At 59.5% G+C, this 20,052-nt stretch carries 17 protein-coding genes; 4 read left to right on the plus strand and 13 right to left on the minus strand.

What is annotated here, in order from left to right; genetic code table 11:
• Window positions 1-7: 7 nt before the first annotated feature.
• The 8 genes from AC1DVF_RS05415 to AC1DVF_RS05450 form a co-directional block, all read right to left on the minus strand.
• Window positions 8-1,255: an MFS transporter gene (locus tag AC1DVF_RS05415; protein WP_460090889.1), complete on the minus strand. Its 1,248-nt coding sequence runs from the start codon at window positions 1,253-1,255 to the stop codon at window positions 8-10.
• Entirely contained in the window at window positions 1,245-3,719 is a 2,475-nt protein-coding gene (locus AC1DVF_RS05420; RefSeq protein ID WP_477782179.1) for an efflux RND transporter permease subunit, read from the minus strand. Before AC1DVF_RS05420 ends, AC1DVF_RS05415 begins: the two co-directional genes overlap by 11 nt.
• Before the next feature lie 4 nt (window positions 3,720-3,723).
• Window positions 3,724-4,827 (minus strand): WD40/YVTN/BNR-like repeat-containing protein, encoded by a 1,104-nt coding sequence (locus AC1DVF_RS05425; RefSeq protein WP_460128741.1) that lies wholly within the window; start codon window positions 4,825-4,827, stop codon window positions 3,724-3,726.
• A 60-nt stretch (window positions 4,828-4,887) separates the two neighbouring features.
• A complete protein-coding gene (locus AC1DVF_RS05430) occupies window positions 4,888-6,276 on the minus strand; it encodes a DUF1329 domain-containing protein (RefSeq protein WP_460090885.1) in 1,389 nt (462 codons plus the stop codon).
• 12 nt (window positions 6,277-6,288) lie between these two features.
• A complete protein-coding gene (locus tag AC1DVF_RS05435) occupies window positions 6,289-7,986 on the minus strand; it encodes a DUF1302 domain-containing protein (RefSeq protein WP_477782180.1) in 1,698 nt (565 codons plus the stop codon).
• Window positions 7,987-8,043: 57 nt separating this feature from the next.
• Complete coding sequence (locus tag AC1DVF_RS05440; RefSeq protein WP_116256170.1) at window positions 8,044-9,180, minus strand: FAD-dependent oxidoreductase; 1,137 nt, start codon at window positions 9,178-9,180, stop codon at window positions 8,044-8,046.
• Window positions 9,181-9,315: 135 nt separating this feature from the next.
• Window positions 9,316-9,678, minus strand: a complete 363-nt coding sequence (locus AC1DVF_RS05445) for a Rieske (2Fe-2S) protein (RefSeq protein WP_477782181.1) — start codon at window positions 9,676-9,678, stop codon at window positions 9,316-9,318.
• Window positions 9,679-9,692: 14 nt separating this feature from the next.
• Window positions 9,693-10,634: a VOC family protein gene (locus AC1DVF_RS05450; protein WP_477782182.1), complete on the minus strand. Its 942-nt coding sequence runs from the start codon at window positions 10,632-10,634 to the stop codon at window positions 9,693-9,695.
• Between the two features lie 257 nt (window positions 10,635-10,891).
• On the opposite strand from AC1DVF_RS05450, the gene AC1DVF_RS05455 reads away from it, so the two are divergent.
• The 4 genes from AC1DVF_RS05455 to AC1DVF_RS05470 all read left to right on the plus strand — a co-directional run bounded on the left by AC1DVF_RS05455 (window position 10,892) and on the right by AC1DVF_RS05470 (window position 15,067).
• Window positions 10,892-11,854, plus strand: a complete 963-nt coding sequence (locus AC1DVF_RS05455) for a LysR family transcriptional regulator (protein WP_007910238.1) — start codon at window positions 10,892-10,894, stop codon at window positions 11,852-11,854.
• A 59-nt stretch (window positions 11,855-11,913) separates the two neighbouring features.
• Window positions 11,914-13,071 carry an alpha/beta hydrolase family protein gene (locus AC1DVF_RS05460; protein ID WP_477782183.1) on the plus strand — a complete coding sequence of 386 codons (1,158 nt, stop codon included), beginning with the start codon at window positions 11,914-11,916 and terminating at the stop codon, window positions 13,069-13,071.
• A 188-nt stretch (window positions 13,072-13,259) separates the two neighbouring features.
• Window positions 13,260-14,609, plus strand: coding sequence for a metal-dependent hydrolase family protein (locus AC1DVF_RS05465; RefSeq protein WP_477782184.1), 1,350 nt, complete (start codon window positions 13,260-13,262; stop codon window positions 14,607-14,609).
• 11 nt (window positions 14,610-14,620) lie between these two features.
• Complete coding sequence (locus AC1DVF_RS05470; RefSeq protein ID WP_477782185.1) at window positions 14,621-15,067, plus strand: GlcG/HbpS family heme-binding protein; 447 nt, start codon at window positions 14,621-14,623, stop codon at window positions 15,065-15,067.
• Here the strand turns inward: AC1DVF_RS05470 and AC1DVF_RS05475 are convergent.
• The 5 genes from AC1DVF_RS05475 to AC1DVF_RS05495 form a co-directional block, all read right to left on the minus strand.
• Complete coding sequence (locus AC1DVF_RS05475) at window positions 15,052-15,987, minus strand: LysR family transcriptional regulator (RefSeq protein WP_477782186.1); 936 nt, start codon at window positions 15,985-15,987, stop codon at window positions 15,052-15,054. The genes AC1DVF_RS05470 and AC1DVF_RS05475 overlap by 16 nt on opposite strands.
• 332 nt (window positions 15,988-16,319) lie before the next feature.
• On the minus strand, window positions 16,320-16,853 hold the full coding sequence (locus AC1DVF_RS05480; RefSeq protein ID WP_427120137.1) for a DinB family protein: 534 nt from the start codon (window positions 16,851-16,853) through the stop codon (window positions 16,320-16,322).
• Between the two features lie 97 nt (window positions 16,854-16,950).
• A complete protein-coding gene (locus AC1DVF_RS05485; RefSeq protein ID WP_477782201.1) occupies window positions 16,951-17,355 on the minus strand; it encodes an acyl-CoA thioesterase in 405 nt (134 codons plus the stop codon).
• Between the two features lie 128 nt (window positions 17,356-17,483).
• Window positions 17,484-18,233, minus strand: a complete 750-nt coding sequence (locus AC1DVF_RS05490) for a hydroxypyruvate isomerase family protein (RefSeq protein WP_477782187.1) — start codon at window positions 18,231-18,233, stop codon at window positions 17,484-17,486.
• Window positions 18,234-18,326: 93 nt separating this feature from the next.
• Window positions 18,327-19,892 (minus strand): carbohydrate porin, encoded by a 1,566-nt coding sequence (locus AC1DVF_RS05495; RefSeq protein ID WP_320336794.1) that lies wholly within the window; start codon window positions 19,890-19,892, stop codon window positions 18,327-18,329.
• Window positions 19,893-20,052 lie beyond the last annotated feature (160 nt).

Consider the following 20,052-nt stretch of genomic DNA (forward strand, 5'->3'; position numbering starts at 1 on the left):
TCCTCGTTCAATGGCCGTTGCCGATGGAGTCGTGACCGCCGACATGGGGGCGGGTCAACAGTCCACCGAGCCTCGGCACGGACAGACAAAACAGCGCCACGACCAGTTGCAACCAACCGATCATGGCTAATGCTTGAGGCAACGCCGTGGAAGTCCCGGAAGTGAAGGCGAGTACCACCAGGGGGCTGATGAACTCGCCGGCAAAAATCGCGGCGGTGAAGCACCCCGCCGCTCGCCCACGCTGAGCAAAGCCGACTTGCGCCATGATCCAGGTGATCAACGTCGGCAACATCAGGCCGATGCCCAGACCGTTGACCAAGACCGCGACCACCACGTGCGCGTGGCTGCCGGCAGCGGCCATCAACAGCCCGCCAATGCCGGCCAGGCCATAGGCAATCAGCAACACATGCTGGCTACGCAAACCGCTCAACAGGCGAAAACTCAAGGCCCCGACGAGCACGCCAAGTTGATTGGCGCCCATGGTCATGCCGATCTGCTGCGGCGCATCCACGTGCAACAAGTTGAGCAAGTAACCGGCCTGCACCGGCACGATGAACAGGCTCAGGCCCGCGAGCAGAGACAATGCATACATGGGCGTGAGTGCCCGCCATGGAAATGTGCGCGGGACTGGCACCGGCAGCGTTGTCGCCGGTTGCACGCGGGGTTGTGGCTCCCAGAGTTTCCACGCCATCAGCGGCAGGAAGATCAGCCCGACTGCGTACAGCGCAAACGGCGTGCGCCAGTCGTCCTGTCCGAGGAAACCACCCAAGGCGATAAACACCGCAGCGGACAGCGACGTCGCGACCATTTGCAAGGCGAACAAGCGCTCGCGTCGGGCGCCACTGTAGTAGTCGCCCATCAGCGTGGTGCAGCAGGTCATGATCCCCGCCTCCGCCAGACCGATCCCGGCGCGGCTGGCGACAATCGCCGCCAGCGAATCCAGCCACAGCGGCAGCACACCGCAAAGCACGTACAACGCCATGCTCGCCAACAACAGCGGTTTGCGCCCGAGACGATCGGCGATGACCCCGGCAAACGGCGCCAGTAGCGCAATCATCAATGCCGGCAGGGTCAGCACGATCGGCACCAGCACAGTGCTGCCTGCGACCTCGGCAAAATGTGCCTGCATGCGCGGCAATACCGGTGCGAGCAATACCGCGCCAAGCACTGGCAGACAGCTGCCGAGCAGCAACAGCAACGATTGCGTCAAACCGGCGCGACGGCCGCTGTTTTCCAATGAAGACTCAACGGCCATGACAGGTCTCCCGATGACGCGATTGAACAACATCTACCGCCACGGCTCGCGACGGCAGGGCCAGATTGATGGCCTCCTCCGGCGTTTCTGCGTCGGTGTTCGTGCGCCGTGCAGGCAGCAGGAAATACGCCAGCGCTGGCAACAGCAGCAGCGCGCCGACCATGTTCCAGACGAACATGAACGCCAGCAGCACGCCCATGTCAGCCTGGAATTTGATCGGCGAGAAGATCCACGTGGCCACGCCAATGGCGAGCGTGATACCGGTGAGCATCACCACTTTGCCGGTGGACACCAGTGCGCGGTAATAGGCTTCTGACAGACTCGCGCCCTGGCGCAGATGACCGAGCAGGATGCTCATCACGTACAACGCATAGTCGACGCCAATGCCGACACCCAACGCGATCACTGGCAACGTCGCGACCTTCACGCCGATGTTCAGCCAGACCATCAACGCTTCGCAGAGGATCGAGGTGACCATCAGTGGAATCACCGCGCATAGCGTGGCGCGCCACGAACGGAAGGTGATCAGGCACAGGACGATCACCGCCCCGTAGACCCAGAAGAGCATCTCGCGATTGGCCTGCTTGACCACGATATTGGTCGCCGCTTCGATGCCGGCATTGCCCGCTGCCAGCAGGAATTGCACATCATCGTTGTTATTGGCGGCGGCGAATTGCTCGACGTGCTCGACCAGCCGCGTCAGTGTTTCAGCCTTATGGTCGGTGAGGTAAGCGTACAGCGTGAGCAGGCTGCAATCCTCGTTGTACAAGCCGCGTGGCGCACTGGCGGTGATCATGTTGAGCATCGCCTGATTGTTCTGCAGCTCGTACCACTTGGCGCTGCCTTCGCTGAGGCCGACCAGCATGCGCCGGTTGAGCAAGGCCAGCGAGTTGGTCGAATCCACCCCCGGCAGCGCACGCAGCTGCCAGTCCAGCGCATCGACCTTGGCGAGGATGTCGTAACGCGCACATTGCCCGGCCGGGGTCTTCACCATCACTGCGAACAAATCACTGCTGGCGCCGTAATGCCGGGTCAGAAACGCATCGTCCTGGTTGTAGCGTGAGTCAGCACGCAGTTCCGGTGCGCCGGCATCCAGATCACCGATCTTCAATTGCAGGCTGACCACAAAACCCAATGCCGCCAGCGCCAGGCTGATAGCAATGCACAGGCTGGCCCAGCGACGTCGGGTAAACAGATCGAGAAAACGCCAGAAGCCATGACGCCGCGCGCCGGTCTGGTCGTTCTGCTCGCTCTTCAGGCTCAATTGCGCCGCACGCGGCGTTACGCCGACATAGGACAGCAACACCGGCAGCAAAATCAGGTTGGTGAAAATCAGCACCGCCACACCGATACTGGCGATCACGGCCAGATCCTGAATCACCTGGATCTTGATCAACATCAGCACGGCAAAACCCACTGCGTCGCATAGCAATGCTGTCAGCCCGGCCAGAAACAGCCGTCGAAAGGTGAAGCGCGCGGCCACCACCCGGTGCATGCCGCGACCGATGTCCTGCATGATGCCGTTCATTTTCTGCGCGCCATGGCTCATGCCGATGGCAAACACCAGAAACGGCACCAGCACCGAATACGGGTCCAACTGATAGTCGAGCAACGGCAACAGGCCCAGTTGCCAGACCACCGCCACCAGCGAGCAGAACACCACCAGCACCGTGCTGCGCAGGCAGCGCGTGTACCAGAACAGCACGGCGGTGGTGATCAGAATCGCTACGGCGAAGAACAGCAGGATCTGCTTGAGCCCGGCAATCAGGTCGCCGACCTTTTTCGCGAAACCGGTGATGTGAATGTCGATCCTGTCGTTCTGGTACTCGCTGCGCAACGCTTCCAGTTGCTCCGACAGCACCGAGTAATTCAGCGCCTGGCCGTCGGCAGTCGTTGCCAGTAACGGCACGTAAATGATGCTCGAGGTTTGATCGAACGCTACCAGTTGGCCAAGCTCGTTGGAGCGCTGCACGTTGCGGCGCAAGGCCTCGAGACTGGCCGGTGTGCCGGCGTAATCGTCCGGAATCACCGGGCCGCCATCCAGTCCGTCTTCAGTCACCGCGACCCAACGCGTTGCCGGCGTCCACAGCGACTTCATGTAGGCACGGTCGACGCCGGGCAGCAGGTAAAGCTTGTCGCTCAGCGCCTGCAAGGTTTTCAGATAATCAGCGTCGTAGATATCGCCCTGGCGATTGGCGACGACGATGCGCAAGGAGTTGCCCAGACCGCTGAGCTGCTGTTGATGTTGCAGATAATTGGCGATGTAAGGTTGTTGCGTGGGAATCATCTTTTCGAAACTGGCGTTCAGCTCGACGCGCGTGGCCTGATAGCCCAAGAAGAGCGTGGTCACCAGGCACACCAGCAACACCCACAACCGATGATTGAACAAAGTGCGTTCCACGACCGAGCCGGAGCGCGGGTCGAAACTCGCCAGGCTGGCCGTGGCGTTGTCGAATGGTTTCATAACCTCACTCCGAAGCTGTAGCAGTGGGCGACGCCAAGCGCGTCACCCCGGTGAAACCGGCCAGCACCAGGCTGCCATCAGCGGCCTCGACGACGCTGGCAATCGGTTTGCCCAGCGGTTTGCCGAAAGGCTCTAGGGTGGGTGCATCATCCGAGGTGCGAAACATTGCGCCCGCCTGATTGACCAACAACAACTGTCCGTCAGCGCTGCGGATCGCATCACTGAAGGACACCGGCATCGGTACGGGCGCGGGCACGAAGCTGTTGCCGCCGTCGGTGGAAATGAACGCGTTGCCTTTCAATCCTGCCGCCAGCAGCGCGCCGTCATCGCGCAGTTGCAGGGCGAAGAAACTGCCGCTGTAAGGGCTGTCGAGCGCGACGAAGGATTGTCCGCCGTCCTCGGAACGGGCCACGTAGCCTTGCTCGCCAGCGATGAACCAACGCTCGCCTTGTTGCGCGATGGCATACAGGTGCGCGCCCATCGGATTGTCGATCTGGCCCATCAGCGAGTGCCAGCTCACGCCGCCATCCTCGGTAGCAAACGCGAGGCCGTAGGCGCCGACGATCAGGCCGTGACGCGCATCGGTGAACTTGAGGCTGAGAAACGGTTTGTCCGCGCCTTCGCTGACCAACCGTTCGGCGGTTTGCACGCGCGCCGCCGCTGCGTCGGGGTCAGTGGCTGTCGGCAATTGCTCGCGTGCGGCGTGCAATTCCAGTTGCGCAGCGCGGTTGCCGTCCAGCTGCAAAGCCCAGTTTTCACCGCCGTCATGGGAGACCAGCACCGCACCGGCATGGCCGACCGCCCAGCCGGTGTTGGCATCGACAAATTGCACCGCTGTTAGGCTGACGGATACCGGCACCTGCGCCTGCCGCCAATTGATGCCGTTGTCATCGGAGAGCAAGACGATGCCGCGTTCGCCGACCGCCACCAACCGCGCACCTGCCCGCGCCAGATCAAGCAAGACGGCTTGCCGGGCCTGCGGCGCGCGCATCGCCGGGGTGTGCAATACATCACCGACAACAGCAGCCTGAGCCTGGCTCACGGGTAATACGCAAGGCAGCGCCAGTAACGCTAACAACCGCCCGAGCACCTGACAGATTCTGTTCATACCGACCTCGAAACCAGCTGTGAAACCCGATCGCCACACCGTGTCGCGATCCGGCCCGATTCAACGAACCCCGGCACCCGCCATCGCCGCCGGCGAGAATTCCGACGCCTTGTAGCGATCGACCACGCCGTATTGCTCAGGCAGACCGGTGTAGACGTTCTGGATAAACCAGGCGCCGGAGGTCAGGTCGTAGAACCCCGACGACAGCTGTGCCTGCGCTGGCAGATCCGGCAGCACGGCCGGGAGCGACCACAAAGTTTTGGCGAGTTGGCCGTTGGCGTCCCAGCGATCGCCGAGCATGGCCTGCCAAGTATCTTCGTCGAGGTAGTAACGGCCCTTCGGCAATTGGTGACGCTTGCCCGGCGCGAGTTCGGCGTCCACCACCCATACGCGATGCAGCTCCCAGCGCACGTAATCAGGGTTCATGTGGTGAGCCAGAAACAGGTCTTCTGGTTTGCCGGCGGTCAGGACTTTGTTGGTGTTGTAAGGGATATACATTTCCTGCTTGCCGACCAGTTTCCAGTCGAAGCGATCAATGCGTCCCTGAAACACGCTCAACTCATCGAACGACATCACCCCGGCGGTGGCCGGCGTCGGTGTGTCGCAGCAGGCATTCGGCAACTTGCGCACGCGGCGCTGGCCGGTCAGATAGACGTGAGCCTGGGACTTGTCGCCGTTGATATTGGTGCGGCCCATGATTTGCTCACCGGCACGCAACGGTGGGCCGACGTTAAGCAGGCGGAACAGCCAGTAATCACCGGCGAAGCTTTCCGGTGTGCCGTCCTGGTAGTAATACGGCATGTCCTGAATCGCCTGGCCGTCGGTGGTCATCACCTGTTTGCCGTCTGCAGTCATCAGGTAATGGCGAAAGTGCATGGCCAGTGACGTGCCGCGCCAGTTGAGGATGTGGTTCCACATGGCTTCCGCGCCGTTATGCGGAATCGGGAATGGAATACCGCCAAACGCACCTTCGGGCACAGGTCCAGCGCTGCTCTCGACCAGCTTGGCGCGGGTCGCGTTTTTCAGGGTGTTGTCATACACCCATTGCGGCGCAGCGGCCGAGCGACGGGTCGGATAGACGTCAATGCGATAGGTGTCAGGAAAACGCTTGAACATCTCCTTGGTGCCATCGCTGAGCTTGCCGGCGTATTGCGCCAGGTTCTTCGAGGTGATGCTGAACAGCGGCTTGTCGGCCGCAAACGGATCGCTGCGTTTGCCGCCCTCCTTGAAGGCCGGATCGACCTTGGTGTAGCCGCCATCCCAGGCTGGAATCGAGCCGTCGGCATTGCCGGCGCGCTCGGCACCGAAAGGCGTCAGCGACTTGTTCAATTTCGCCGCTTCGTCAGCCGTGGCTGCCGCGGCACCCTGACTCAATACCGCCAGGCTTGCGAGCAACGCGAAGCTCAAGGCTTTGAGTGTGAACGCGGCATTTTTGTTGTTATAGGTCATGCGCAAGTCCTCTTAAAACGTGGTCTTGACGGAGAAAGCCAGGTAATCCCGATCTTTCAGCGATTGCTGGAAATTGAATTGGCTGGCCGCGTTGAGGTTGGTGTTCTCGGGGCCGTAGTAATGCGTGTACGTCAGGCCGGCGGTCACACGGTCGAGGTAGGTCGCGGTAATACCGATATTCATGTCACCGCCGTTATCCGCGCCGAACGAACTGACAACCGCCGATTTGCCCAGCGGGAAATAGCTCAGGCCAACGGGAATGCTGATATCCACGCCGGGGAAAAACTGCCGATAAGTCGGGGTGTAAACCATCTTGAAGCCGAGACCGTCATCGGTGGCGTTAGGGTCTAGTGCGGCACGGTTTTTCGTGACGCTGAGCAGACGGTTCCAGGCGACCTCACCGACGAATCCGGACTCCTTGGCGATGAAGTTCGGCCCGAACGATGCGATCACGTTGAGGTTGATGTGCGCGGTGCGCCCGACGGCATAAAGCGCATCGTCATCGTTGTCGGCAGCAACCCCCGGTAGCACCGTGACGCCGTTGGACACCAGCGGCATGTTCCAGCGCATCGAGGCTTCACCGGCAAAGCTGTAGGCATCGACTGTGGTGGAGAAACTGGCGCCCAGCGCGCGGATGTCTTCCGGGTAAACCCAGTAGTAATCGCCGATTTGGCCCGTGCTGAAGTTCGGTGCGCCAGTGGAAGGTCTTAGGTACAGCTTGGGAGTCTTGTCGTGGTACTGAATGGCATAGAGACCGTACTCCACGGTCTCGGCGCTGTATTTCAGTTGCAGGCCACCCTGCCCCGAATCTCTGGCATCTTTGTCTTTGCCATGGAAAAACGCCGCCGGACTGCTGGCGTTGCCACCCAGAAACGCCGGAAATGGCGCGCCGACAATCAGCCGTTCATTGCCTTCACCGATGGTGTCGCTGGTAGAGAAGTAACTGCCTGCGCCGGGCAAGTGTGTTTCTTCCCATTCCAGTTGGTAGAACGCCCCGAGCGATACGTCGTCAGTCAGTTGGAAGGTGCCAGACAGTTGATTGACCGGACGGGTGATTTCCTTGAACTGCGTATTCGGCACCGACTGGGCCTTGACCACGTCAACCGGGGCCATGCCACCGGCAATACCGTTGGCGCCGAAGAACAGGCTCTCGCCCCAGATCAGGCCATGACGGCCGGCGCGCACCGATGTTGCGCGGTCGGCCAGTTCACCGTTCCAGTAGACGAACGCGTCGAGGATTTCGCCGTCACCACCGTGCAAATGACGGGTGTCATCAGTGAACTCGTCGTAGCCGACCGACCGTGCGTTGGCGCGGGACGGATCGTTATTGTCGTTGTTGCCCTGGTACTCGCTGTCGTACCACGCTGCACCGCTCAAACGTGCGCCGAAATCCTGAAAGGACAGATCCAGCTCCGAGAGGATATCGGTGCGATTGGAGATCAGGCCCTTTTTAAAGGCACGATCGCCATCGTCCTGATTGAGCGCCACCTGCCCCTCGGTCAACTTGCTGCTCGGATTCTGCGTGCGCCAGGCAGCGCTGTACTTGATCGTGTTGTCCCAGCGCAGCTTGAAATCCGGGTTGCCGGTATCAATGTCGAAAGCCTGAGCGGCCTGGCTGCACAGCACCAGCAGCGCAGCAACGCTCAAACCAAAGGGTGCAGACGAGCAGACCGGGCGACGCGCGAGCGCCGCAGTCGTAGAGCTAACCATCGCGTTAACCTCTTGTTTTTATAGTGGTAACTGCTGTGGATGAGTCGCAGGTGGGGCTTAGATTGGCTCGGCTGTACGCGCGAGCATTTGTTTGACCAGGCCAATGCGATCAAAGGCGCGGTCGTGCTGCATCTCCTTGTCGCCGGCCAGCACCGAGCTTTCGCTGATGTATTTGCAACGCTCGAAGCGCCGCGCCATAAAGCGCTGCAACTGCTGCTCGACGCTGGTGGCGGCGGACTGCTCGCGAGTGAGTTCTTCGCTGAGCACAATCGCGTCTTCGATGGCCATGCCGGCGCCTTGACCGAGGTGCGGCGTGGTGGCGTGGGCCGCATCGCCAATCAGCAGGACGCGGCCGCGATGCCATGGCTCATCAACGAACACCACTTCCATCGGCTTGTAGACGACCTGGCTGTTGTCGGTGATTTGCTCACGCAGCTCGCCGATCAGCCCGGTAAAGCCTTGCAGGCGCTGGCGCATCTGCGCAGCCAGATCGGCAGGATCCATCCACGGATTGGACGGTTCGTGGGATGTCAGAAACAGGTACATCAAGTCGCCGGCCAGCGGCACCAGCCCGGCGTTGCCGTCAGCGCTTTGATAGTTGGCCAGATGATCGATTTGTGGCGCGCGGGGAAAGTTGTAGCGCCACACCGACTGACCTGTGAAACGCGGGGTGTAGGCATCGCCAAAGACCAAGCTGCGCACTTTCGAGAACAGTCCGTCGGCACCGACCACCAAGTCGTAGTGGCCGCGATTGCCGTCGGTAAACAACACGTCGACCTCTGTGCCGTTGTCATCCAGCGCTTCCACACTCAGGCCCAAACGCACGTTGGCACCGAGTTGCAAGGCGGTTTCGCTGAGGACTTTATGCAGCGCCAAGCGAGAAATGCCGACGTTGGCAGGGTATTGCGGGCCGGCCAGTCGCTGACCCGGAATGCGCGCCAGTTGCTGTCCGCCGGGGCCGTAGATGGCGACGTCTTCGAAGGCATAAGCGGCATCGAGATAGCCGTCGAGAACGCCCAGCTTGGCCATTTCGCGGACGACGTTGCTCTGCTGAATAATCCCGACACCATAGACTGTCCATTCGGACTTGAGCTCGATCAGATCGACCTCGATACCTTTACGCCGCAAGGCGATGGCCGCACACAAGCCGCCGATACCACCGCCCACGATCAGAACGTTGTTCACTGCACTCATGGTGTTCTCTCTTTTTATTCTTGTGATCGATGCTGCGTCGGGGCACGGCATCGTTGGATGAAGCTTCCCGGCAAAGCAGGGATTTGACTAATCGCGAGTAAGGATGCGATGTATCGCCGTACGCGATACCTCGATCTATCCCGGCAGCGGCAACCCCTCAGGCATTTTCACCAGCAGCCAGCCGTCCTTCTCGCAGAACGGCAGCGCCTCCAGCGTCTGGCCCAGGCACGGGCCGTAGATGCACTCGCCCGTCGCCGGCAGAAATTGCGCACCGTGGGCGTAGCAGACGATCAGCTGGCTATCGGCGGACAAGAAACGGTCCTTGCGATACTCCAGGCGCACGTCCAGATGCGGGCAACGGTTGCGATAGACCCGCACCTGATGGTCATGACGCAGGGCAAACACGCTGTCGCGGCCCTGCGCCAACGGATCGAACCCGCGCGCCCGGCCCTCCTCCAGTTCGTCCAGTCGACACAGTGGCTGCGCAATAGCGCTCATGATCTGCGCCGGCCTCAACCGAGTTTCGGCGGCGGGCCACCGGGGGCCCATTTTTCTTTGGCGCTGAACAGGAACAGCTGCGAGTTATCCGCCGACAGCGGTGCGCGACGGGCCTCCCAGGCGTCATCGTGCTTGTCCATGTCGGCGTCATATTCGATGTGGCAGCCCAGCGGACTGTTGAAGTACCAGAACCAGTTGGAGCCAAACAGGTGACGGCCCGGCCCCCAGAAACTGGTCCAGCCTTTTTGCTCGAAACGCGTCCCGGCCAGCAGCACTTCGGTGCCACTGCCCATGTGGAAGGTGAAGTGTTCGCAGCCCTTCATGTGCGGCGGGGTCTGGATCATGAACAGGCAATGGTGATCATCGGAGCCTGCCGGGCGCATGAACGGCCCGGCGCCAATGAAAGTGTCGGTGGTGCGAAAACCCAGACGCTCGGCGTAAAAGGCTTCAGCCTTTGCCGCATCAGGGACGAAATACACCACGTGGGACAAAGTGCGCGGAGCAGCGCCCATATCGAGGGTAATGCCCGGCTGGTTAAGTGGCCGCTGTGGCGCATGACCGGCGGCATTGGTCAGGTCATCCGGTGCGCTGTAAGGCTTGCGTACGCTGACCTGAAAAGCGATCGCGAAACCCATGTCGTCAACGCTGTGCAGCACGTCGTGCTGATCACGACGGACGATGCGATCTCGGGCCAGCTCATCTTCGATGGCATCCAGATCGCTGATCGCGCCGACCCCGTAGACCGTCTCGCGAATGGACGGCGCCGGGCCGATTGCCGCCGGCAAATCAGGATCGTCGGCTCGACGGATAATTACGGCGGTGCCGTCCAGCGCTTCGAAACGCCCGCCGTTGCTATCAACGCCGACCGGCGCAAGGCCGTAGTCGCGCAGGCAATCGGTACAGGCTTGAATGTCATCGACGCCAAAAATCAGGGCATCAAGGCCAATGATGTTCATGGCTTACCACTCCATTGAAATTATGATCCGGTGACGGTCGCCATGGACGCCTTACAGCGTGCCAGGCCTGACTGGAAACCGGTGGTGGTGTCGGCAGCAGGGCCGACTGCGGCGAAGATTGGCGTACGGGCTGAGCGCTGACTAATCGCGAGTCGGGATGCGACCTATCGGCAAACGCGATACCTGCGACGAAGGTTGACGCGCCAATGGATTCGTTCGAATGTATTGCGAAAATAAATACAAGAACGGACCTGCCCATGCGTTTCAACCATCTGGATCTGAACCTGCTGGTCGCGCTCGATGTGTTGCTCGAAGAGCAGAACATCACCCGCGCTGCCGAACGCCTGCACATGACCCAATCCGCCACCAGCGGCGTGCTCGCGCGTTTGCGCACCTACTTCGAGGATGAGCTGCTGGTCCAGGTGGGACGCAAGATGCAGCCCACGCCCTACGCCACAGAACTGGCCAAACCGGTGCGTGAAGTCCTGCTGACGATTCAGTCCTCAATTACCGCAAAACCGGTGTTCGACCCGGCCACCAGCAAGCGTCATTTTCGCTTGGTGACCTCGGACTATCTGATCAGCGTGCTGTTCGCCCAAGTGATCCAGAACATTCACCAGCAAGCGCCCAACATCACCTTTGAAATGCTTGGCCCCAGCGACAATTCCGGCGAGTTGCTGGTACGTGGCGAGGTCGACCTGATGATTGTTCCCGAGCGATACATCATCGAAGGCCACCCTTCGCGCCTGCTGTTCGAGGAAGAACACGTGTGCGTGGTGTGGCAAGGCAATACGCAAGTCGGCGACACCCTGACCCTTGAGCAGTACATGGAGATGGGCCATGTCTCGGTGGGATTTGGCCGTACCCGGCACATGAGCATCGAAGAATGGTTCATGAATCAATACGGCTTCAATCGGCGCATTGAAGTGATCACCAGCGACTTCAATACCCTGCCGCAATTGATTGTCGGCACGCAGCGCATCGCCACGATGCACCAGCGTCTGGCGAACCTCTACGCGCACTATCTGCCACTGCGCATCCTGCCGCCGCCGGTGAAAATCCCGGTCATGCGCGAGTACATGTTGTGGCACCGCAGCGTTGACGGCGACCCGATGCACCGCTGGCTGCGCGAACGCATCAGCGAATCCATCCAGCATCTGCAACACGTGCCCATCGTATCTCGCGATACCTCGTATCCGCCGTCACGATTGGCCAATTAGTCGGGTGATCCTTAACGTGCCTTGGGAATGCCAAGGCAACCATAAGGACAACAATAATCATGTTTCGCTATTTCCCGACCAACTACGTTTGGAATCTCTCTGTCGACCTGGCCATTGAAATGGGCGCGCGCATGGGCGAAATCGAAGAGATGTGCGCCCCGCTGCAAGAGGCGGCCAAGCAGCCGGACGCCGCCGGCACTCGAGCCTTTCGCGAAACCTGGGCGAAAATGGCCGACAAGCTCTGCGGTCTGGCCGAGGAAGACGAAGGCAATGGCCGGATGCTCTCGGCTGGCGAAAAATACAACCGCGCCGCCACTTACTATTTGACCTGCGAGCGTTTGCAAGCCCACGGCGCTCCGGGGCGTACCGAGCTTTATCAGCGTTTTCTCCAGACCTTCAAGCGCGGCGTCGAACTGTCGCGTGAAAACTGTGAACGGGTGGAAATTCCTTACGAGGGCAAACATCTTTCCGGCTTGCTGGTGCGCGCCGAAGGCGTCGAGGGTCCGGCGCCGATACTGGTGCAGGTCAACGGCCTGGACTCGACCAAGGAAATGAAATACCGCGTGGGCCTGCCAGCCTGGCTGGCGAAACGCGGCATCTCTTCGCTGATCATCGACCAGCCCGGCACCGGCGAAGCGCTGCGCCTGCATGGCCTGACCGCACGATTCGACAGTGAACACTGGGCCAGTCGTGTGGTGGATTGGCTGGAAACCCGAAGCGACATCGATGCCAAACGTATCGGTCTGGAAGGCGTCTCGTTGGGCGGTTATTACTGCCCGCGCGCGGTTGCATTCGAACCACGCTTCGCCTGCGGCGTCGTCTGGGGCGCCAACCATGACTGGCGTGATGTGCAAAAGCGTCGACTGGAAAAGGAAGGCAGCTTCCCGGTGCCGCACTACTGGGCACACGTCTGCTGGGTGTGGGGCGCCAAGGACGTCGAAGAGTTCATGACCATCGCCGAAAACGTCCACCTCGATGGCGTGCTCGACCGGATCAAGGTGCCGTTCCTCGTGACCCATGGTGAGCAGGATTCGCAGATTCCGTTGAAGTGGGCGCATCGCACCTACGAACAACTGGTCAACAGTCCAAAATGTGAACTGAAAATTTTCACCGAACGTGAAGGTGGTGTGCAGCATTCGAGCTTCGACAACAGCATCAATGCCGGGCATTACATTGCCGACTGGATTGCTGAAACCTTGGGCGGCCGTACCGCTTGATCCACTGAAAAAACACGCCATGAAAAACGCCGGACAATCTCTCGATTCTCCGGCGTTTTGCATTAACGGATTTAGCGCTGGCGCACCTATTGACGCCGTCAATACTCAGCCATCGATGCAATCTGCTGGTCGCGCCCTCGCCTGCTCTCTAGCCTCTCTTTGCAGAACAATCACACAGCGAAGACGCCATGACTGCCCTGCACCTGAAATGCCAGACCCTGTTCGACGGCACCGGACTGCAAACCCGCCAACAACAGACATTGATCGTCGAAAACGGCCTGCTCAGTTACGTCGGGCCTACTGCACTGGCACCCGCTCCCAAGCCAGGCGATACCCAGGTGGATGCGGGGGATGATTTCGTCATGCCGGGGTTGGTGGATGTGCACACGCATCTGGCCTTCGGCAACGCGCAAAGCGAAGAAGACATTGATCTATGGACCAGCGACGAATTTCGCGCGTTGCGCGGGATGTTCTTCGCGCAACACGTACTGGCTGCCGGCGTCACCAGCATGGTCTGCCCCGGCGACAGTGGCCAGCTCAGCATCGCCGTGCGCAATGCCGTCACCGCCGGTTTATTTGAAGGCCCGAGGATCGCAGCCAGCAGCCGCGTCATCACCAATCGCCAGAGTCTCAATGACTGGTTCCCGAGTCGGGTCGGCGCTCCTGAATACTTCACCGCCCAATTGGTCACCAGCCGCAGCGACGCCCTCGCGGAGATTCGCAAGCAGGCCAAGGACGGCGTCGACCTGATCAAGATGGCCATGGACGGCACGCATCGTCGTCCCAATGGCGAAATCATCGCGGCCTTCACTGCCGACGAAACCTTCGAAATGGTCGAGGAAGCGCACCGTCTGGGCTGCAAAGTCGCCACGCATGCCTACGGTCGCGAAGCTGTGATGTATGCGGCGCGCGCGGGGGTTGATCTGGTCTTTCATGCCTTTTACATGGACGACGCGTGCATCGAAGCGTTGCTCGAGGCCGGCAGCATCCTGGCCCCGACCATGACGTTCCCGCAGAACACCGTGGATTTCTGCCAGCCCCATGATCCGGCTATCAGCACCGGCTATGCCGGTTATTGTGCGCGCACACTGGAGGTCGGTTCGGCGGTGCTGAAACGCGCCAAAGCGGCCGGCGTACCGTTTGCCTGCGGCAGTGATAGCGGGTTTGCGGTAACGCCCTACGGCGAATGGCACGCCCGAGAACTCGAGTTGCTGGTGACCCGCCTCGGCTTCACACCAGCCGAAGCTTTATACGCCGCAACCGCTGTCGGCGCGCGCTGTATGCCGCGCGGTGAAACCCTCGGCTCGCTGCAGGTGGGCAAGCAGGCAGACTTCCTCGTGCTCGACGGTTCACCGCTGGATGACATCCGCATCCTTCAGGATCGTTCGCGCCTCAAAGCGGTGTACAAGGCCGGCCAACCGGTACGCATGGATCGCAGCCCCTACAACCCCAAGCAAGTGTCCGATTTCAACTCGCTGAAATGGACGGATCTTTACACCCGAGACCGCGTGGCCCAACTGGGCAAGTGGGCCGTATGAGGACAGAGGCCATGCAACGACTTGATCTACTGACTGCGACGAACATGGCCAGCGATGCCATCCGCATCGCTAGGGAAACCGGGATCAAACCGCTGGGCGTCGCCGTACTGGATGCCGCCGCCCATCCCTTGGCGGTTTTGCGCGACGAAGACGCCACCTTCCTGCGCCCGCAAATCGCCACCGGCAAGGCACGCGGTTGCCTGGGCATGGGGTTTGGCGGACGTGAACTCGCGCGGCGCGCGCAAGCCATGCCGGCGTTTTTCGACGCTATCAACAGTTTGACCGGCGGCGAGGTTATTCCGGTAGCGGGCGGCGTGCTGATTCGAAATGCCGAGGGCATGATTCTCGGGGCCATCGGCATCAGTGGCGATACCTCGGACAATGACGAACGCTGCGCATTGCTGGCCATCGCCAACGCCGGATTGGTCGCCGACAGCGGCGATCAAACAGAGGGTTGATCGAGCAACGCGGCCTGTTCCAGAAGTAGGCCGCGAAACCACTGCATGACCGGGTCATGTTCTTGATAGGGATGCCATTGCAAGACTTGAACGGCCTCGGGAAACGCCAGCGGTGCCGGGTGAATGCGCAACGGATAACAATGGGCGAAGCGTTGCGCCTGTCGCTGAAACACCGTGGCAATGCGTGCGGTACCGACAATGAATTGCGGCATCAGCACAAAGCTTTCCACGGTCACCGCCACTCGCCGCTCAATGCCGAGTTCATGCAGGTGCACGGCATCCATTGCCAGGTTTTGCCCGTTGGCAAACTCGCGCACCACGTGCGCCGCGCCGCAAAAGTCGGCCAGGCTCAGTTGCTCGGCAAACTGTGGCTGTTGGGCGCAGACGATACAACAGAGCTGGTCAGTCATGAGCGGCACATGGGGATAGGCCGGATTCAGCCGTCGTTGCGGCACGATCACGCAATCACTACGCCGATAATCCAGCGCTTCGCTGACGACATCGCCGTCACGCGGCACAGGCATGTCACGCAGGCTCAAGCGAATACCCGGAGCGATACGCGCCAAAGCATGGCTGACCGCCGGAAGCAGCACGTCGGCGACGTAATCGGAGGCTACGAGGGTAATGTGCCGGTCGCAGTTCGCCGGGTCAAAGTTCAGCGGTGCGGCGACGATCTCCCGGGTCAGCGCCAACGCTGCACGCACTTTTGGCAGCAACTCCAGACCCAGCGCCGTGGGTTCCAGGCGGCGCCCCACTTGCACCAGTAACGGGTCGTTGAAATGTTCACGCAAGCGGCCAAGAGCAGAACTGGCCGCTGATTGTCCCAGGCACAGACGCTCGGCCGCTCTGCTGACGCTGCATTCGCTCAGTAAGGCGTCCAGCGCAACCAAGAGATTAAGGTCGAGGCGTCGATATCGCATGTGGGTTCCGCTGAAGGTGATGGTGACGTTTTTGCCACTGTTTACAGGCAGGATCAAAAACGAACCATGACCTTAGCGAGCTGTGTACCCATGCGCCAATCGCGTGTTTGGTTGGGAGGTATCGTTTACGGAGATACCAAGCGCCGGAAAACCATTTCCGCTCCCCCCACTGCTTTAGTCGTCCTGATCTTAGTCATGACACCACCGGAGGAAGCCACCAAACGTTGTTGCGATAGGTACTGATTCACCCTTTAGAAGAAGGTCGAACTGACCGAACGCTACATCAAACAATGCTTGGGATGAGCGATTGTAGAGCACGATGCCTTGCCCCTTTATGTAAGCGGAATGAGGGCGACCAGATCCGTATCACCTATGTCGACACCCGCTTGTGAAAGCAACGTTGTCACTTGTCCGCGGTGGTGCGTCTGATGGTTGAAAAAATGCATGACCAAGCCATAAAAGCTCCTGTCAGCGGGTATTCCTTTGATGCTTGTGTAATTGAGGGGGGCATCCATGTCCGGCTCTGCAATGGAGTCAGACCACTTTACAATTTGCTGATCAAGCCACACTCGATGTGCCGAAAGATCTCGGATATTCGAGAAAAGCAACTGGTCGAGGCTTTTGGGGGCAGGAAGCTGCTGAATCGGTGCCAGTGCCAAGTAGTTAGCAGGGTGCTTGGCGAATCGATTTAGCCAGACAGTGTCGCCGGCCACCACGTGGTTCAACGTCCCGAGAATTGAACCAAAGAATGCTTTCCTATCCACTGAGAGCTCTTCATCTGACAGGCTTCTGGCTGCCTCATAAATCTTTGCGTTCATCCATTCGTTATAGTTGGCCATCAGGCAAATATGACTGGTTCGGTTCATCGTCCTCGTCCTTTCAATGAATCGCTTGCAATCGATCCACGCTTATCTTGCATCCCAGCCCAGTGTTGCGCTTTGTTGTGAGGAACTGTCTGATCGTCTATGAAAGAAGCGCTCGCAACGGAGCTGGAATGGGTACAACTTCTTTACTTTCCGGTGAGACACAAACGTGTGTGACATTCGCGGTAAATGCCAGCACGCCTTCGCCGATAAACCCCTCAACCAAAAAAGTAAAAGAATGCTCGCCTAACCTGGCCACGCCAACTTTAATAGTCATTTCGTCATCCCACGTCAGCGGAGCCAGCAACTCGATCGACATCGCACGCACCGGCGGCAATATATTAAAACTCATCATTGCTCTAAGCCCCGGCCCCCCTACCCATCTGTCGAGTGCTACCCCAATGGCCTCTACAGCAAAATATGAGAATCGCGGGGTGTAAACCACCCCTGCCGGATCACAATCTCCGAACAAAACAGTTCGACTTACAAAAACCGCATCAGGCATTAAATCCCCCCTACCCGCCAGCGTCAGGCCGATATCGATGAATTCTTCTCGCTCGGCCATCAAGGGCTTCTGCCTTTGATGGCGGCGATTGTCCCCATATCAGCGACTCAAAGATTTTTGTCTGGAACCTAAGCACTCAGCTGCTTGATCCAGTCAAGACTCGCAACGGTAGAGCCAGAAGGACGGTATTCACACCCGATCCATCCGGCGTAGCCGCGCTGCTCCAGCGCCGCGAACAAGGCAGCAAAGTCGATATTCCCCGTTCCCGGCTCGTGACGCCCCGGGCAATCGGCAATTTGCATATGCACGGTTCTGTCATAAAACCGCGCCAGCACATCCGCTGCGTCTCCAGTCAAAAGCTGCGCATGGTAAAGATCAAGAATCAGCCCGACACTCGGGAAGGTCTCGAGTACCTGTTGCGCCTTGCTGAAGTCAGACATGTAATAGCCCGGCATCGCCTCCGCGCTGATCACTTCGATCAGCGGCCGCAGCCCCTGGTCTTCCAAGTACTTCACCGCATATTCCAGGTTGCCCGCGTAGGTTCGCTCAGCGTCATTCTGCGTGGTAACGCCCGACATGATGTGGACATCCGTACACGCCAAGGTCTTTGCGTAGCGGGCGGCCTGGAGCAACCCGTCACGAAACTCCTCTCCCCTGCCCTGTAACGCGGCGATGCCTTTGGTAACGCCAGCCGGGGCGGCGAATTGAATCAACGGCAAACCGTATTGGGCTAGATGGTCGGCAAGCAGACTGGCGTCGAATTCATACGGTGACGGGAACTCAACTGCCCGGAAACCGGCGGCTGCGGCGGCTTCGATGCGCTGCAGGAAAGGCAATTCATTGAATTGGAAACCGAGATGAGCATTGAACTTGAGCATTGGGTAATCATCCATCCTGGGAAGAAACGACATCATTAGCCTGGAGCATCCTTTGCCGCTCCAGCACTGCACTATCGCAAGTGCGTTCAACGATTAAAACCAGGTTTCCATCTGGATACCGTATTGCCACACCCCTCCCGCCTGGAAGTCGGACATGCCAAAGGAGTCGTTAGTACTGAACCTGTCCAGATCCGAAGACCAGTTCATGTAGCTGGCGAACACTCGCAACTCCGGACGCGTGAGTAGATCGCCGACGTCGAGTTTGAATGTCGGGGCGACCGTGAACTTCCAGAAGTTACCATCGACCGCATTACGTTGTAGATAGCCCTTGGGGTCGAGGTTCATGGTTTGCCAGCTCATTTCGTAGGCCATTTCGAAGTTGCTGTTGATTTTGTTGGCCAATCGCACGTTGAGGGTCAGCCAGCGGTAGTCGTCACCTTTAACGTATCTATCCTTGCTCTGTTCAGCCAGCAAGCTGGGCCCGATGCGCCAGTCAGAGGTCAGCGGGGTCTCACCGTAAAGCGCCAGACGCAGCGCGCGGGCGTCGTCGATCAGTTCACCGTCCGAGCCAACGTTCTTGACCTCTGCCCCCAGGCCTTGCCCATAGAGCAGCGCCGTTTTGAAGAACCCTTCCCTGCCGAAAAAGGTTTTCTGGTGATTGGCCAGCATGCTGTGCAAACCGCTATCCGCAGGCGTCAAACCGGCTTTGTTGGTGTGGGTGCCGAAGTCGTTTTTCTTGGCGCCGATGGCGTTGTACATCCACTGCCACTGGCCATCCTCGAAGAACTGGTTGGAGGTCAGGATGTAGCTTTCCACATCGGCATTGATACCGCCCTGACTGAAATCCCCGTAGCTACGCCCAATCAACGAGTAATTCGAGCGCCAATGCTTGTTCATCTGCACATCGTAAATTCCACCGCCGGTGCCGGCCAGGTAAACGACGTCCGAGTCCAGCCAGTGGATATCGAAATTATCTCTATCGAACCGCTTGCCTGCCCACAGCGTAGCGTTCTCGAAGACTGAATTGCCTTTGAATGCAGCGACATGGTCGAGCGTGGCGAACACTTGGCGCACGTTCAGTTTGCTTTCGTCGGCCGTCCAGTCATTGGAGCTTTCCACACCGTCGGCGATAGAGACGGTGAATTTGGAACGGGTACCGTTTTGCGCATAGACCTCTTTCGACAGGTCGATACGCATGTAGGTGTCGTCCTCGTTACCGAGTCGCCCGACTGCCCCGCCCACCGAACCGGCCGGCGTTGTATAAGGGCCGCCACGCCCGCCACCCAGCCCCTCGTCGACCAGCAACCCGGAGCGCGCATAGCCGTTGAAGCTGAACCCATCGGTGAGGTTCGCGGTACTGCCCTCCTTCTCCAGGCTTTGCTGACGGGCTTCGAGTTTTGCCAGTCGGGTGTCCAGAGCAGGTGCCGAAATGGCTGTTGCGTTAGAGGCGACGGGTTGCAAGGGCGGCGCCGCGCGTTTGACCTGCTGCAATTCCCGGGCAAGTGCCTGGGTCTGCTGTTCGGCCGTGGCTGCACGCTTTTCCGCTGCGCTGGCACGCGCCTCAAGTGCGGCCATGCGCTCTTCCAGTGTCGCGGCCTGAGCGGTCGCTGCGGATGTGCCGAGCACACCTGCCAGTAGCCAGCCTGTTGCTTTGTGCATATGAAATCCCTGTTTTGTTTTTATTGTTGGTTGACGCAAACGGCCGTTTTTTACGTGCGTTGCGAGTTGTCGCAATCGACGAAAAAAAGGATGCCTCATCGCAAATACGCTGCTACATTTGGCGATGTTAACGTTAACTTTTCTAAAAACAAAAATAAAG

It is taken from the genome of Pseudomonas sp. P4_D7 (assembly GCF_056401755.1).